Annotated in this window: 9 protein-coding genes; 5 read left to right on the top strand and 4 right to left on the bottom strand. The window is 47.8% G+C overall.

Annotated elements, in window-relative coordinates:
• The first annotated feature begins 64 nt into the window (after positions 1-64).
• The 3 genes from gltB (at position 65) to HP399_RS17030 (ending at position 7,907) form a co-directional block, all read left to right on the top strand.
• Positions 65-4,678 (top strand): glutamate synthase large subunit, encoded by a 4,614-nt coding sequence (gene gltB, locus HP399_RS17040; RefSeq protein WP_173617726.1) that lies wholly within the window; start codon positions 65-67, stop codon positions 4,676-4,678.
• 127 nt (positions 4,679-4,805) lie between these two features.
• Complete coding sequence (locus tag HP399_RS17035) at positions 4,806-5,885, top strand: WG repeat-containing protein (RefSeq protein ID WP_173617725.1); 1,080 nt, start codon at positions 4,806-4,808, stop codon at positions 5,883-5,885.
• Between the two features lie 63 nt (positions 5,886-5,948).
• Positions 5,949-7,907 (top strand): hypothetical protein, encoded by a 1,959-nt coding sequence (locus HP399_RS17030; RefSeq protein WP_228088276.1) that lies wholly within the window; start codon positions 5,949-5,951, stop codon positions 7,905-7,907.
• Between the two features lie 97 nt (positions 7,908-8,004).
• Here HP399_RS17030 and HP399_RS17025 read toward each other — a convergent pair whose 3' ends face one another.
• Positions 8,005-8,217 carry a glycine zipper domain-containing protein gene (locus tag HP399_RS17025; RefSeq protein ID WP_370642742.1) on the bottom strand — a complete coding sequence of 71 codons (213 nt, stop codon included), beginning with the start codon at positions 8,215-8,217 and terminating at the stop codon, positions 8,005-8,007.
• Between the two features lie 192 nt (positions 8,218-8,409).
• Here HP399_RS17025 and HP399_RS17020 point away from each other — a divergent pair, with 192 nt between their 5' ends.
• Entirely contained in the window at positions 8,410-8,832 is a 423-nt protein-coding gene (locus tag HP399_RS17020; protein WP_173617723.1) for a VOC family protein, read from the top strand.
• 72 nt (positions 8,833-8,904) lie between these two features.
• Here HP399_RS17020 and HP399_RS17015 read toward each other — a convergent pair whose 3' ends face one another.
• The 3 genes from HP399_RS17015 to HP399_RS17005 form a co-directional block, all read right to left on the bottom strand.
• Positions 8,905-10,233: a GntP family permease gene (locus HP399_RS17015; RefSeq protein ID WP_173617722.1), complete on the bottom strand. Its 1,329-nt coding sequence runs from the start codon at positions 10,231-10,233 to the stop codon at positions 8,905-8,907.
• 25 nt (positions 10,234-10,258) lie between these two features.
• A complete protein-coding gene (gntK, locus tag HP399_RS17010; RefSeq protein ID WP_144615740.1) occupies positions 10,259-11,800 on the bottom strand; it encodes a gluconokinase in 1,542 nt (513 codons plus the stop codon).
• A gap of 195 nt (positions 11,801-11,995) precedes the next feature.
• Complete coding sequence (locus HP399_RS17005) at positions 11,996-12,862, bottom strand: MurR/RpiR family transcriptional regulator (RefSeq protein ID WP_173617721.1); 867 nt, start codon at positions 12,860-12,862, stop codon at positions 11,996-11,998.
• Positions 12,863-13,033: 171 nt separating this feature from the next.
• Between HP399_RS17005 and gnd the strand changes: the two genes are divergently transcribed.
• Positions 13,034-13,930 (top strand): phosphogluconate dehydrogenase (NAD(+)-dependent, decarboxylating), encoded by an 897-nt coding sequence (gene gnd, locus HP399_RS17000; protein WP_069845130.1) that lies wholly within the window; start codon positions 13,034-13,036, stop codon positions 13,928-13,930.
• Positions 13,931-14,111: the final 181 nt, after the last annotated feature.

Here is a 14,111-nt window from a genome sequence, read left to right as displayed (position 1 = left end):
TGTTTGTATCGTTTCACTCAATCTAAAATTAACATACCAGAGAGAGCAAGGAGAGTGGAGATACATGACGACACAAGGAATGCCTGCTAAGCAAGGTCTGTACGATCCGATTTTCGAACATGACGCTTGCGGAATTGGTTTTATTGCCAATTTGAAATCGAAATCGACGCATGATATGGTCCGAAAGGGTCTGAAAATTCTGTGCAAACTGGAACACCGCGGCGGTCAAGGCAGTGATCCAGAAACGGGAGACGGTGCAGGGATTTTAACGCAAATTCCCCACGCCTTTTTCAAAAAGACCTGTAAAGAGCTGAATATCACGCTGCCGGCGCCAGGCAAATACGGTGTAGGTATGCTGTTTCTTCCGATGGATGAAACGAAACGGCAAAAGTATGAAGATCAGCTGGAGGCGATTGTCGAAGCAGAGGGACAAAAGCTGCTCGGCTGGAGAACAGTACCTGTCGATGCGACGAAAATCGGCAAAACGGCTGTAGCGAGTCAGCCTTATGTCCGCCAAGTATTCATCGGAGCCAGCTCGAATATACAGGACCAACTGGCTTTTGAACGGAAGCTATACGTTATTCGCAAGCAGGTGGAACAGGCAACAGGTGCTGATTTTTACGCCGCTTCCATGTCTTCGCGTACGATTGTCTATAAAGGATTGCTCACACCAGGACAGCTAGATGCTTTTTACCTTGATTTGCAAGATAATTCTTACACTTCTGTTTTCTCGGTCGTTCACTCGCGTTTCAGCACGAACACATTCCCTACATGGGAGAGGGCACACCCGAACCGTTATTTGATTCACAACGGGGAAATCAACACCTTGCAAGGAAACATTAACTGGATGATGGCTCGTGAAAAAATGTTCCAGTCCGATGCGTTTGGTGCTGATTTGGCAAAAGTGGTGCCAGTCATTGATATGGCGGGCAGTGATTCAGCGATTTTGGATAATTGTGTAGAGTTTTTCTCGCTGGCAGGCCGTTCCTTGCCGCATGTTGCGATGATGATGATTCCTGAACCGTGGGATCAGGATGAGCGAATCGACGAAAATAAGAAAGCTTTTTACGAGTATCATAGCTGCCTCATGGAGCCGTGGGACGGTCCAACAGCTATTTCTTTCACGGATGGCAGACATATCGGCGCGATTCTCGACCGAAACGGATTGCGACCAGCGAGATACTATGTGACATCAGATGATACGATTATTTTCTCATCAGAGGTTGGAGTTCTCGAAGTACCAGATGAAACGATTGTCCAGAAAGGACGGCTTAGCCCTGGACGAATGCTGCTTGTCGATCTCGAGGAAGGCAGAATCGTATCAGACGAGGAAATCAAGCAAAAAATCGCAAGCGAACAGCCATATCGGGAGTGGGTGAAAAACAACCTGCAGGCTATCGAGGATTTGCCGGTAGCAGGACGCACGGAGGAGTTGCATGGAGATAGCCTGCTTGCGCACCAAAAAGCATTTGGCTATACACAGGAGGAAGTCGACAAGGTACTTGCCCCGATGGTGGCTGAGCAGAAAGACCCCATTGGTTCGATGGGCGTAGACACACCCCTCGCGGTATTGTCTGATCGCGCACAGCTTTTGTACCACTATTTCAAACAGTCCTTCGCCCAAGTCACGAATCCGCCGATTGATGCACTACGGGAGGCCTGCGTAACATCGACCCATACTGTGCTTGGCGCGGAAGGAAACCTCTTGGCACCGGATGCGAGCAATTGCCGCAGAATTCGTTTGACCAATCCTTTGATCTCCAATCAAGACCTGGCGAGGCTTCGTGCGAACCCATACCAAGAGTTCAAGGCGAAAACCTTGTCGATGCTCTTCCCGGCACAAGGGGGAGAACAGGGGCTAGAGCTGGCACTTGATCAATTATTCGTTGCGGCGGATGAAGCGATTGCTGCTGGTTACTCCTTGTTGATTTTATCAGATCGCGGAATGAATCAAGAGTTGGCTGCGATCCCCGCCTTGCTGGCTGGAAGTGGACTTCACCACCATCTCGTCCGCACAGGGACACGTACCAAAGCGAGCATCATCATCGAATCCGGGGAACCGCGTGATGTACATCAGTTCGCCATGCTGATTGGTTACGGTGCCGACGCGATCAACCCATACGTCGCCATCTCAACTGTAAACAATCTGGTTGTATCGGCTAAGCTGAAGGATCTCACTAGCGACGAAGCAGTCGAAGTGTATCTGCAAACAGCTGTAGAAGGTGTCGTAAAAGTCATGTCCAAGATGGGCATCTCGACCATTCAGAGCTACCGCGGCGCACAAATTTTTGAAGCGGTGGGCATCCATTCTGCCGTCATTGATCGCTATTTTAGCCGTACGCCTTCTCAGATTTCGGGGATTGGATTGGATGTAATTGCGCAAGAGACTTTGCTTCGCCATGCAAAAGCATTTTTGCCAGAGCATTCCGAGGAAGCATTGGAGGCAGGCAGCGATTTTCAGTTCCGCCGTGACGGTGAGTTCCACCTGTTCAATCCGAAGACGGTTCATGCCCTGCAAAAAGCTTGTCGGGAAGGCAGCTATGAGCAGTACAAAATCTATGCGGAGCAAGCGACAGCACAGCAATTCGTAGCCCTGCGACATTTGCTCGATTTCAAGTCCAATCGACAGCCGATCCCGCTGAACGAGGTAGAATCTGTTGACTCTATTGTTCATCGTTTTAAAACGGGGGCAATGTCATACGGCTCTCTCAGCAAGGAAGCGCATGAGACCTTAGCAATTGCCATGAACCGTTTGGGTGCGAAAAGCAACAGCGGGGAAGGTGGCGAAGATTCGGCACGTTACATTATGGATGAAAACGGAGATTTGCGCCGCAGTTCGATTAAGCAGGTCGCATCAGGACGCTTTGGCGTATCCAGTCATTACTTGGTCAACGCCTCTGAGATCCAAATTAAGATGGCACAAGGAGCAAAGCCGGGCGAAGGCGGTCAATTGCCAGGAAGCAAAGTCTACCCATGGATTGCCGAAGTGCGCGGATCGACACCAGGAGTTGGACTCATATCGCCGCCGCCTCATCACGATATTTATTCAATCGAGGATTTGGCACAGCTGATTTTTGACTTAAAAAATGCGAATCCACGTGCACGAATCAGCGTGAAGCTCGTATCTAAAGCTGGAGTCGGAACGATTGCGGCTGGTGTCGCGAAAGGTCTTGCAGATGTCATTGTCGTCAGTGGACACGATGGCGGCACAGGCGCTTCCCCAAAATCAAGCATCAAGCACGCAGGACTGCCATGGGAGCTCGGACTTGCTGAGACGCATCAGACGCTGTTGTTGAACCAGTTGCGTGACCGTGTGGTTCTGGAAACGGACGGCAAACTGATGACCGGACGCGATGTCGTCATTGCAGCTCTACTCGGTGCGGAGGAATTCGGCTTCGCAACAGCACCACTTGTTTCCATAGGGTGTGTCATGGCTCGCGTATGCCACCTCGATACATGCCCAGTGGGTGTGGCGACACAAAATCCCGAGCTGCGGAAACGGTTTAAAGGCGATCCGCAGCACGCCGTGAATTTCATGCGTCTCGTTGCCCGTGAAGTTCGTGAGATCATGGCGGAGTTGGGTTATCACTCTATCGAGTCGATGGTCGGTCAGAGCCATGTGCTGAAGATGAGCGACAAGGCAAAAGGACACTGGAAAGCCAAGCATGTTGATTTGTCCGCGCTCTTGTTCCAACCGGATGTCTCCGAGGAAGTGGGCCGCTATCATCAACGCAACCAAGATCACAAGCTGGAAGAAACGCTGGACCGTCAAAAACTGCTCAAGCTGTGCAAGCCAGCATTGAATAAACAGCAGCAGGTAGAGGCAAAGCTCGCCATCACCAATACGAATCGCGTGGTTGGTACGATCCTGGGCAGCGAGGTAACCAAACGCTTTGGCGAGCACGGTCTGCCGGAGGATACAATCCGCCTGCATTTTACTGGCTCGGCAGGTCAAAGCTTCGGGGCATTTGTTCCACGAGGGATCACGCTTCATCTCGAGGGAGATGCGAACGACTACGTAGGAAAAGGGTTGTCAGGCGGCAAAATTGCGGTCGCACCATCGAAAAACAGCAAATTCGCTCCCGAGCACAACATGATTATCGGAAACGTTGCGTTCTACGGAGCGACCTCTGGGGAGGCGTATATCAACGGGATGGCTGGTGAGCGATTTTGCGTTCGCAACAGTGGAGTGACGGCAGTCGTGGAAGGAGTAGGCGACCATGGTTGCGAGTATATGACTGGAGGACGTGTCGTCGTTCTTGGCCCCGTCGGCAAAAACTTTGCAGCAGGCATGTCAGGCGGTACTGCCTACGTTCTGGCGGAGGATAAAGAGAAGTTTGCTGCGATGTGCAATCAAGAGATGGTACTCCTGGAGACTCTGCAAGATCAACGGGAAATCGCTCGAGTCAAACGCTTGCTGGAAAACCACGTCAGCCACACAGGCAGCCGTCATGCACAAGCTTTGCTCGATGAGTGGGAACGTACCGTCCAACAGTTTGTCAAAGTCATTCCAAAAGATTACAAGCAAATCGTCTCCACGATGGAGGAGTTGGAGAAATCCGGTATGAAGCGTCAAGAGGCGATTTTGGCCGCTTTTGAAATGAGCCAGAAGAAAGGCGATGCCAAAGCACCGAAAAAGAAAGCGCCCGAGCAACCCTTTGTCTCTGTGGGCAAATAAGGAGGATAGCCGATGACTTATGTTGTGAGTCGTCGGCTTTTTCTTTTGGTAACCAATCCCTTGTCCATGACGTCATAGGTGTAGGTGTAAGATTTTGCTAATAAGCCAGCGAAAGAAGGGATCATGGATGAAACGATGCACCATCATGGCTGTATCCATCGCTGCTCTACTATTTTCGCCAGTCATCGCCTCCGCTAAGGAAGGCGTGATCAACAGCAAGGGAGAATGGAGCGTGGCACCTACGTTCGAGGAAGTGAAGGACACGGGAGGACTCTACGCTGCAACACTGGGAGACAGTCCAGCCAACCAATCCTGGGGTTTCATTGATCAAAGAGGAAAGTGGGTAATTAAGCCTCCATTCTCGTACGTGGGTTCCTTCGCTGCAAACGGACTTGCGCCTGCTGCACAAAACCTGAAATACGGTTATATCAATAAAAAGGGAGAGTGGGTCATCAAACCACAGTTTGACTATGCCGCCGATTTTTCCGCGAATGGACTCGCTGAGGCTCGCATAAAAGGAAACACGGAATACGGAAAGGTCGGTTATATCAACAACAAGGGAAAATGGGTCATCAAACCGCAGTTTCATCCCATCGAGCAGGAGAAAACTATGGTAGCGGACCGTTCCTTTTCAGCGAATGGGCTAGCTTGGGCATATAGGGATGGAAAAGTCGGCTTTATCAATGCGAAAGGCCAATGGGCGATCAAATCGCAATTTACCTATGCGAGTTCGTTCGGTGCAGACGGCTTGGCAGTTGCGGATCAGAATGGAAAATTGGGCTTTATTGACGGAAAAGGAGGCTGGGTGATCAAGCCACAATTTGATCAAGCTAGCAAATTCGTCAATGGGATAGCCAAGGTAATGATCAATGGTAAGGTGGCGTACATCAACGAAAAAGGGAAGACATTGCTCAAGACAGCTTATACCGATGCAGGCGACTTCCATCAAGGTCTGGCATGGATTGTGTCAAACGGAAAGGTTGGTTATATCGACACCAAGGGAAAACTAGTGATTAACCCTAGCTTTGAACCCGATTACGGAATGGATACGAGCACAGGCGACTTTCAGTCAAATGGCTTGGCACCGGCCTTGTTGAACGGAAAATGGGGCTTTATCAACAAAAAAGGAGCATGGGTCATTAAACCTCAGTTTGCTTGGGTGAGGAGCATTTCTCCCGCTGGCTTTGCTGTAGTCGGTGTCCAGTAGCGTTTTCCTTCAATTCGATTGGAAAAATGTCAGAATTTGATATGATAAGAAAAGATTCTATTAATGATCGTACTGGCAGGTGATGTGATGTTTTTCCAGAATCAAGATTCGCAATCAAGTTATCGCCAAACCCCTGAAAATTCTTCTCTATCCCCAAGCGCTAAAAACTCAACGCCACATGTCTTGCAGCTCGCCAAAAAAATCGGAAACAAAGCCATGACCCATTTACTCCAAAAGCAAAGTAATAACCAACCAGTCATACAAGGCAAATTCAAGGGTATTGAACCAACCGATTACAAAGCAGATGGGTATAAAAACAATCAAAATAATGAAGGTCAGTTTACTGCTGTGCAAGCAGATAAAGGCCTGCCTACCTTTTTTGGCGTGTTGAAAGATACATATGGTGAGGACAACGTAAATAAAAGTTTCTTTTCCAAGACAGAAGTATTAGGAGATACATGTGATCGTCCTCATTCCGTTACGGCTATCGTAAAAAAAGGCACATCGAGAAAGGATCGTAAAGGTGATCCTGTTGTAAGTGCGATCGGCAATTTGGGTACAGAAGAGCGAATGATACGGGATGGAAAAAATGATGCAGCCAAAACCGCATACGATGGGGGGCACTTGGTCGGTTATCAGATTATCAGAGGAATCGAAGCGAACCAAGCGTGGAATATAGCCCCGCAAGATGTGAAAAATAACGAGCATTCTTATAATAATACGATTGAAAAAATGCTACGTGGAGCGGGGAAAGGTACGGAGTATACCTACTCTGTTGAGGTGAAATACGATCAATGGAACTTTAGTGTGGACCAAGAGCAATTGGTAAAGCTAGGTGCTTTGAAACAGGTTGATTCAACGAAGCCATGGGAAATTCAGCTACCAGTCCGGATTCCCTTTAAATGGGATGCAAAGGCGGATATGACCAAGAAAGATGAAAAGAAATGGAAATTTGCCAGTCCAACAGAGGGTGAATCTTCTTTCGAACAGTTTTCTCAAACAATGGATGAAGGTAATTTGGATTTTACGAGAAAAAGCCACACCGCAAGATTCAATCTCGCATTTTCCGATCAGGACGGCAATGAGGAGCTCTATGACATTGATTCCAATAATTTCGATTCAAAGAGTGTGAAAGGGATACGCTACTCCATGCATCAATCATTACCTACAGACTTTTTGAAAAATCAAAAACCGGTAGAATGGATGGGAGACGAAGCGAATGCAGTTGCTCATTTTGGTGAGGTTAATAAGGGGCAAGCTTCGTCCACGAATATTTTTGAAATCATGCCAGCCAAACTGAAACGAAACAAAATTCTTATCGATGAGATTGAAGAAATGGGTGATGTAGAAAAGCCTGAAAAAATGAGGTTTATTCCAGAAGGGATTTCTCAGTTAGATGGACGTGATGAGAAAAAATGTGTATTTATTTATCAATTAGATAAAAACAAAATTCGAAACGAATACATGACTCTTAAGAAAATAGAGGCGGATTACTACCCGTTTTTTAATGTACAACAAGAAGAAGAGGAAAAGTTTGAGAAAGAAAAGGAGGAGTTCGATAACATAGCAAATGAGTTCGCTACATGTATCGAAGATTTAGACAATAAGAAAAAGGATGAGATTGAAAGTATTCAGCAAACGATGGCCCAGTATCGCAAAATACTAGAGGCACAGACCCTAACTCTAACACGGATAAAAAACCATCGAATAGGTAGGAATTTATACAAGGAAACAGTGAAAGAGATCTATCCACTATATAAAGAGAAAATATTGTGTAGCTTACAAGTATTACGAGCAATAACTGGTTATGATTCTGACATCGAATATGATAATGGTGATAAAAAATCAGATAGTAAAAACAAACCGAATATGAATGGTAAAAGAACGCTGGAGGCTAGGGAAGATAAGCGCAAAAAAAGAAAAGATGATAAGGAACAACAACAAGAATATAAAAAGATAATCGAAAAAGCGACAGGGAAGTATTTGCGAAAATCAGTAGAAGATTATTTAAATAAGAAGTAAAGAGGAGTAAAGCAATGAGTATGTGCGGTGAGAAATGGGAAGAGGTGCAGGTTTTTGCCCCTGCACCCCGATTTGTCAAACCTAGTAGAAGCTTGCTTTATTCTGCTCGGTCTCTATCGGCATCATTTTTCGCAACATCCCACGTGTCATTGCCGTCAGCCGCCACATTTTCTCCCATTTCGTTGCCAAGTGCACCCCCGGCAACCGCACCTGCAATGGTACCCAGAGGCCCTAAAATAGAACCTACGGCAGCACCTACTGCCGCACCGCCAACTGTTCCTACAGCTTCAGTAGCTCCACCGCCTGACATGTTCGCTTCGTTGTTGTCAGCGTTGTCAACGGCATCGTTGTGATTGCGTTCGTTGTTAGTAGCCAAGATTGTCACTCCCTCGATTAGTGTTGGGAAGTTCTGCTATAGTATTCGTGCAGCCCCAAGGAATAGGTTTCCCTAAATACATCATTTAATTCCAAAAATAACCTTGTAGCTGGAGGTACCAAGAAAATGATTCAATCCATCGTCAATATCACTTTAGTCGTCAAAGATTATGATGAAGCCATTGAGTTTTATACCAAGAAGCTCCATTTTACCTTAGTGGAAGATACGTATCAGCCAGAACAGGATAAGCGGTGGGTTGTCGTAGCTCCACCTGGTTCTGTTGGCACGACGATCTTGCTTGCAAAAGCATCCAAACCTGAACAAGAGCTATTTATCGGGAATCAGACTGGTGGGAGAGTTTTTCTCTTTTTAAACACAGATGATTTTTGGAGAGATTATCATGAGATGGTCGCAAGAGGAATCCAATTTGTGAGAGAGCCAAAAGAACAGCCGTATGGAATGGTGGCGGTCTTTCAGGATTTATATGGCAACCTGTGGGATTTGCTAGAGCTGAATGAGGATCATCCGATTGCCAAACGAATGAAGTAGCGACTTACCCAGCCAAAAAAACAGGTCTTACCTCCAGCGATGTGGATGGAAAGACCTGTTTTTCATTTCATGTTATACGATATAGGACAGTCCCATGATCAAAATGATTGCCACAACAGAAAGAATGGTCTCCATTACTGTCCATGTTTTCAATGTATCTTGCACAGACATATTGAAGTATTCTTTGATCAGCCAAAATCCGGAATCATTTACGTGAGACAGGATGAGGGAGCCAGAACCTGTTGCCAGTACCAAAAGCTCTGGGCTTGTTCCAGGGATTTGCAGCGCGATCGGACCTACGATACCTGCTGCCGTCATCATGGAGACGGTTGCAGAACCAGTTGCCACACGGATCAAGGCCGCGATCAGCCAGCCTAGGAAAATAGGGGAGATCGCAGATGCAGTAGCGAGCTCAGCAATATAGTCACCCACACCGCTGTTCAGCAGTACTTTGTTAAATGCGCCACCTGCACCGATGACGAGCAAGATTGTCGCGGTTGGGGCCAAGCAATCATTTGTGAATTTGAGAATATCGTCTTTGGTAAAACCACGATTGAACCCGAGCGTCCAGAAGGAAACAATCACGGCAATCAACAGAGACGTAATCGGGCTTCCGATAAAATCAGCCCATTGGCGAATGGTATTTTCTTTTGGTAGAGTCACATCTGCAACCGTAGCAGACAACATCAACAGCACAGGGAGCAGGACGGTGAAGACGGTGATCCCAAAGCTAGGCAAATCACGCTCGGATTTTGGCTCCGCCAACTGGGAAGCGAGCTCTGGAGAGATGCTGGTCTTGACTCGTTTGCTAATCCAACTGCCGTAGAGCGGTCCTGCAATGATCGCGGAAGGTAGCGCGACAATGATCGAGAGCAAAATCGTTTTACCGACGTCCGCCTGGAACAGATCGACAGCTGCCATAGCAGCAGGGTGCGGCGGCACGATTCCGTGAACGATAGACAGGCCAGCTACGAGCGGAATTCCGATTTTGACAAGGGAGACACCTGTTTGTCTGGAAATCGTAAACACGAGTGGAATCAAGAGAACAAAACCAACCTGGAAAAATACCGGAATCCCTACGATAAATGCCACGAACATCATGGCCCAGTGTACGTTCTTCTCACCGAAGCGATTGATGAGAGTACGGGCAATGCGTTCGGCACCGCCAGATTCTGCCATCATTTTGCCAAGCATAGTTCCCAAGGCAAGCACGATCGCGATAAAGCCGAGAGTGCCACCCATTCCATCCTTGATTGAATCCACAACTTTTACAAGCGGCATGCCGGATGCGATTCCCACAAATCCAGCGGCCAATAACAACGCAATAAATGGGTTCAGTTTGAAGCGAGTAATGAGAACGAGCAGGAAGACGATGGACAGCAGTGTAATGACGAGTGGCATGACGAACCCTCCCTAGTTGTTGTCTCTAGTTGTTCAACCGCTTTTGGAATTCGGCTATCAGCTTGTACTCTTCCAGCAGGTTGTAATAAACACGCTCGTATATATAGAAAAGCTCCAAATAGACACTGGATCGTTCCAAATCAGGCTCATGGCGATGCGAAATATGAATCATCTTTTTCACATCTTGCAAATGATCCATTGCCCCCAATGCATGCATCGCCAAGAGAGCGGCACCAAAGCTCGAGCTTTCATGACTCTCCGGAATCAGCACTTCATAGCCGAACATGTCGGACATAATCTGGCGCCATTCACGCGAACGGGCGAATCCACCCGATGCACGGATTTCCTTGGCTCCACCTGCCAGGTCGCGCAGGGCGATACCGATGCTGTAGACGCTAAACAAGATTCCTTCGAGAACAGCTCGGATAAAATGCTCGCGCTTGTGATGGAGGCCGATACCGAAGAAGGAGCCTCTTGCTTGGGCGTTCCAGTACGGAGCTCGTTCGCCGGATAGGAAGGGGAGAAAGAGCAACCCGTCTGCACCAGCTCGAACATGCTCAGCAGCTTGGATCATGACTTCATAGGGATCAACGCCGAGCTGTTTGGCTTTTTCCACTTCGGGCCAACTGAATTCGTCACGGAACCAGCGAAGCATGATCCCACCGTTGTTCGATGGTCCGCCAATGACCCAATGGTTTTCCGTCAGCACGTAGCAGAAAGTCCGTCCTTTTGGATCGGTGATCGGTTCTGGAACTACGGTTCTTACAGCGCCACTCGTGCCAATCGTGATGGCTACTTGTCCATGATCAATGGCTCCGATGCCGAGGTTTGCCAAAACCCCATCGCTAGCACCGACAACGAAAGGCGTATCTGGATCGATCCCGATCTCTTCCGCATAACGAATCTTCATTCCTCGCAGGATATGAGTAGTTGGTACAGGCTCACTGAGATGTTGCTTGGAAATGCCTGCGACTTGCAGCGCCTCCTCATCCCAGTCGAGCTTTCTCAGATTGAACAGCCCCGTAGCGGAAGCAATGGAGTAATCGACGATATACTCACCAAAAAGCCGATAAATGACATACTCCTTGATCGAAATAAACTTGGCTGCCCGCCGAAACGTATCAGGCAAATTCTCCCGTAGCCACATGATTTTGGGCAGGGGAGACATGGGATGGATGGGCGTGCCCGTCGCTAAGTAAATCTGATGACCGACACCGTCCGCTTTTAGTCGATCTGCTTGTGCCACGCTCCGATTGTCAGCCCAGATAATGCTGTTCGTCAGAGGATTGCCACTCGGGTCGACAGCGATCAGACTGTGCATGGCAGTAGAGAAGCCAATACCACCGATCTCGCTTTTGGCAATGCCTGCATGCTCCAGTGCTTGCTTCAATGCCTGGATGACAGCAGCAAAAATCGTCTCCGGCTCTTGCTCAGCCCAAGACGGCTGGGGAACGAGTAGCTGATAATCGATATTTCCCGTACCACGGATGGCGCCGGAAGGAGTGAAAACAATTGCTTTGGTACTGGTTGTCCCGATATCAAGCCCGATAAAGTAGGTTTGCGTCATAGAAGTCACCCCTAATTGAATACGCTTTCAACGTGTTGTCATGGAGATAACGCGATTATATCGAAATTTTTTTCATTTGTTAAGCATTAAGAAAAAAATTATTTCATAATTGAACACTTCACACGTTGCTTGTATGATTTGCATTTTTCTCCTGCAAGTTGCAAGAGGAGGCAAGCAAAAGAAAAAACGCCTGATTTACAGGCGTTTGAGTGAGATGGCTTCGCGGATGTGCTGGATATTGGCGATCGTATCATCCTGCCGCCGTAAGGATACGGCTACATAGAGCAGATCAATTAAGCTGAGCTGAGCAAGCCTGGAGGACAGGGCTTCTGTACGAAATACCGTTTCGCGTGAAGTCGTATATAAGCACATGTCTGCCAGACGCACGAGAGGAGATTTCCCATAGCTTGTGATGCCGATTGTTTTTGCTCCGGCTTCCTTGGCAACCTGTAGGGCTGCCAAAATATCTTTATTGGAGCCAGAGTGGGAGATGCCTACGACGACAGCACCTTTGGTGAGCAGAGAGGCGGACATCACTTGATAGTGTGCATCAGAATGATAGAGACAAGGGATGCCTGTCCGCATAAATTTGTGGTACGCATCCTGCGCGATGACGGCTGAGCCTCCGGAGCCATAAAACTCGATCCGGCTTGCGTTTTCCAAACAGGAGACGATTTTCATTAACTCATCTTTACTGATAATCTGCTGTGTGTCCCGAATCGTCTCGATATTCGCTGTGAAAATTTTTTCAGCAATCGCACTGACGTCATCGTCGTCGAGATTGATTTCTTGGTGAATCGTTTGCTTCGGATTCGTGACTTCACTCGCCAAGGCGATTTTGAATGCTTGGTAGCCGCGAAAGCCAAGTCTGCGACACAGACGAAATACGGTAGCATCTGCACACTGGCATTGGTCGGCTAGCTCCGTGATAGAGAAGTGAATAATTTCACTGGCATGCTCCAAAATATAGTCGGCGATCTGTTGTTCTTTCCCGCTTAATTGCGTATAGATGGCGCGTAATTGCGTGAGCACCCGAGGAGCATGCGGGGTGGAAGCGTTCATCAATAGGTACCTCCTAACGTTCCATTGTGAATCTGTACTGATAGTATAAGGAAAACAAGACTCCTTTTCATAGGTTCGAAAAAATTTTCTTCATTTTTGATGAAAGATGAAAATTTTTGTCTTATAATACGTGGTAATGGATATGATCCAAAAAGGAGTGACGTACACGATATGAAACTGGCGATCCTCGGATTAGGAAAAATGGGGTACAATCTCACGCTTAATTTGCTCTCACATCAGCATGAGGTCGTAGCCTATGATGTAGATTCTACGCGTGCAGAAGAGTTGAGTCATGAAGGTGCGATTCCAGCATTTTCGGTGGAAGACGCTGTGGCGAAGCTGCCGACACCTCGTGTAATATGGCTGATGGTACCTGCAGGCGAGATTGTGGATCAATTGGTTGATCAACTCTCTACCTTGCTAGCTGCCGGAGATATCGTCATTGACGGTGGCAACTCTCATTACAAGCAATCGTTAGATCGCTATGCTCGCTTAAAGGAAAAGGGCATTCACTTCATGGATGCAGGTACGAGCGGAGGTATGGAGGGAGCGCGCCACGGAGCATGTATGATGATTGGTGGAGATCGGGAAGCATTCACTCATATTGAGCCGATGATTCGGGACATTAACGTCGAAAACGGATATTTATACGCAGGGGAAGCGGGCAGCGGCCACTTCTTAAAAATGATTCATAACGGAATCGAGTACGGCATGATGCAGGCGATCGGGGAAGGCTTTGAGGTACTTGCGAAAAGCCAGTATAACTACGATTTTGCTGAGGTCGCACGCGTGTGGGCAAATGGTTCCGTCATTCGAGGCTGGCTGATGGACTTAACAGAGCGAGCTTTTCGAAAAGACGCCAAGCTCGATGAAATCCGTGGGGTCATGCATTCTTCCGGGGAAGGAAAATGGACGCTGGAAACCGCGCTGGATCTACAGGCAGCTACACCTGTGATTGCGATGTCCTTGCTGATGCGTTACCGTTCGTTGGACGAGGATACTTTCCACGGAAAAGTGGTCGCAGCCTTGCGCAATGAATTTGGCGGACATGCCGTAGAAAAGAAATAAGAAATGGGATGACCGTAAAGGTGCTTCGGTGGTTGGAGCTCCGGGGTCATCCTTTTTTGTTTTGCATATGGAAGAAGAAGGAATTTTCAATCGTATAGCAAAGTATGCAGGTATCGCCCAAAAGTTTGCCTGGTCGAAAAGTGCTTTTTTATTCAGTAGCTTCTAAAACGATGGGAGGATG

Origin of the sequence: Brevibacillus sp. DP1.3A (assembly GCF_013284245.2) — a bacterium.
Classification (GTDB): domain Bacteria; phylum Bacillota; class Bacilli; order Brevibacillales; family Brevibacillaceae; genus Brevibacillus.
This window is presented reverse-complemented; position numbering and strand designations above follow the sequence as displayed.

Bases quoted from the DNA above. Each gene is read 5' to 3' on its own strand.
- HP399_RS17015 (WP_173617722.1), bottom strand. From the start codon at position 10,233: ATGCCACTCGTCATTACACTGCTGTCCATCGTCTTCCTGCTCGTTCTC.
- gntK (WP_144615740.1), bottom strand. From the start codon at position 11,800: ATGACGCAAACCTACTTTATCGGGCTTGATATCGGGACAACCAGTACC.
- gltB (WP_173617726.1), top strand. From the start codon at position 65: ATGACGACACAAGGAATGCCTGCTAAGCAAGGTCTGTACGATCCGATT.
- HP399_RS17020 (WP_173617723.1), top strand. From the start codon at position 8,410: ATGATTCAATCCATCGTCAATATCACTTTAGTCGTCAAAGATTATGAT.
- gnd (WP_069845130.1), top strand. From the start codon at position 13,034: ATGAAACTGGCGATCCTCGGATTAGGAAAAATGGGGTACAATCTCACG.
- HP399_RS17005 (WP_173617721.1), bottom strand. From the start codon at position 12,862: ATGAACGCTTCCACCCCGCATGCTCCTCGGGTGCTCACGCAATTACGC.
- HP399_RS17035 (WP_173617725.1), top strand. From the start codon at position 4,806: ATGAAACGATGCACCATCATGGCTGTATCCATCGCTGCTCTACTATTT.
- HP399_RS17025 (WP_370642742.1), bottom strand. From the start codon at position 8,217: ATGTCAGGCGGTGGAGCTACTGAAGCTGTAGGAACAGTTGGCGGTGCG.
- HP399_RS17030 (WP_228088276.1), top strand. From the start codon at position 5,949: ATGATCGTACTGGCAGGTGATGTGATGTTTTTCCAGAATCAAGATTCG.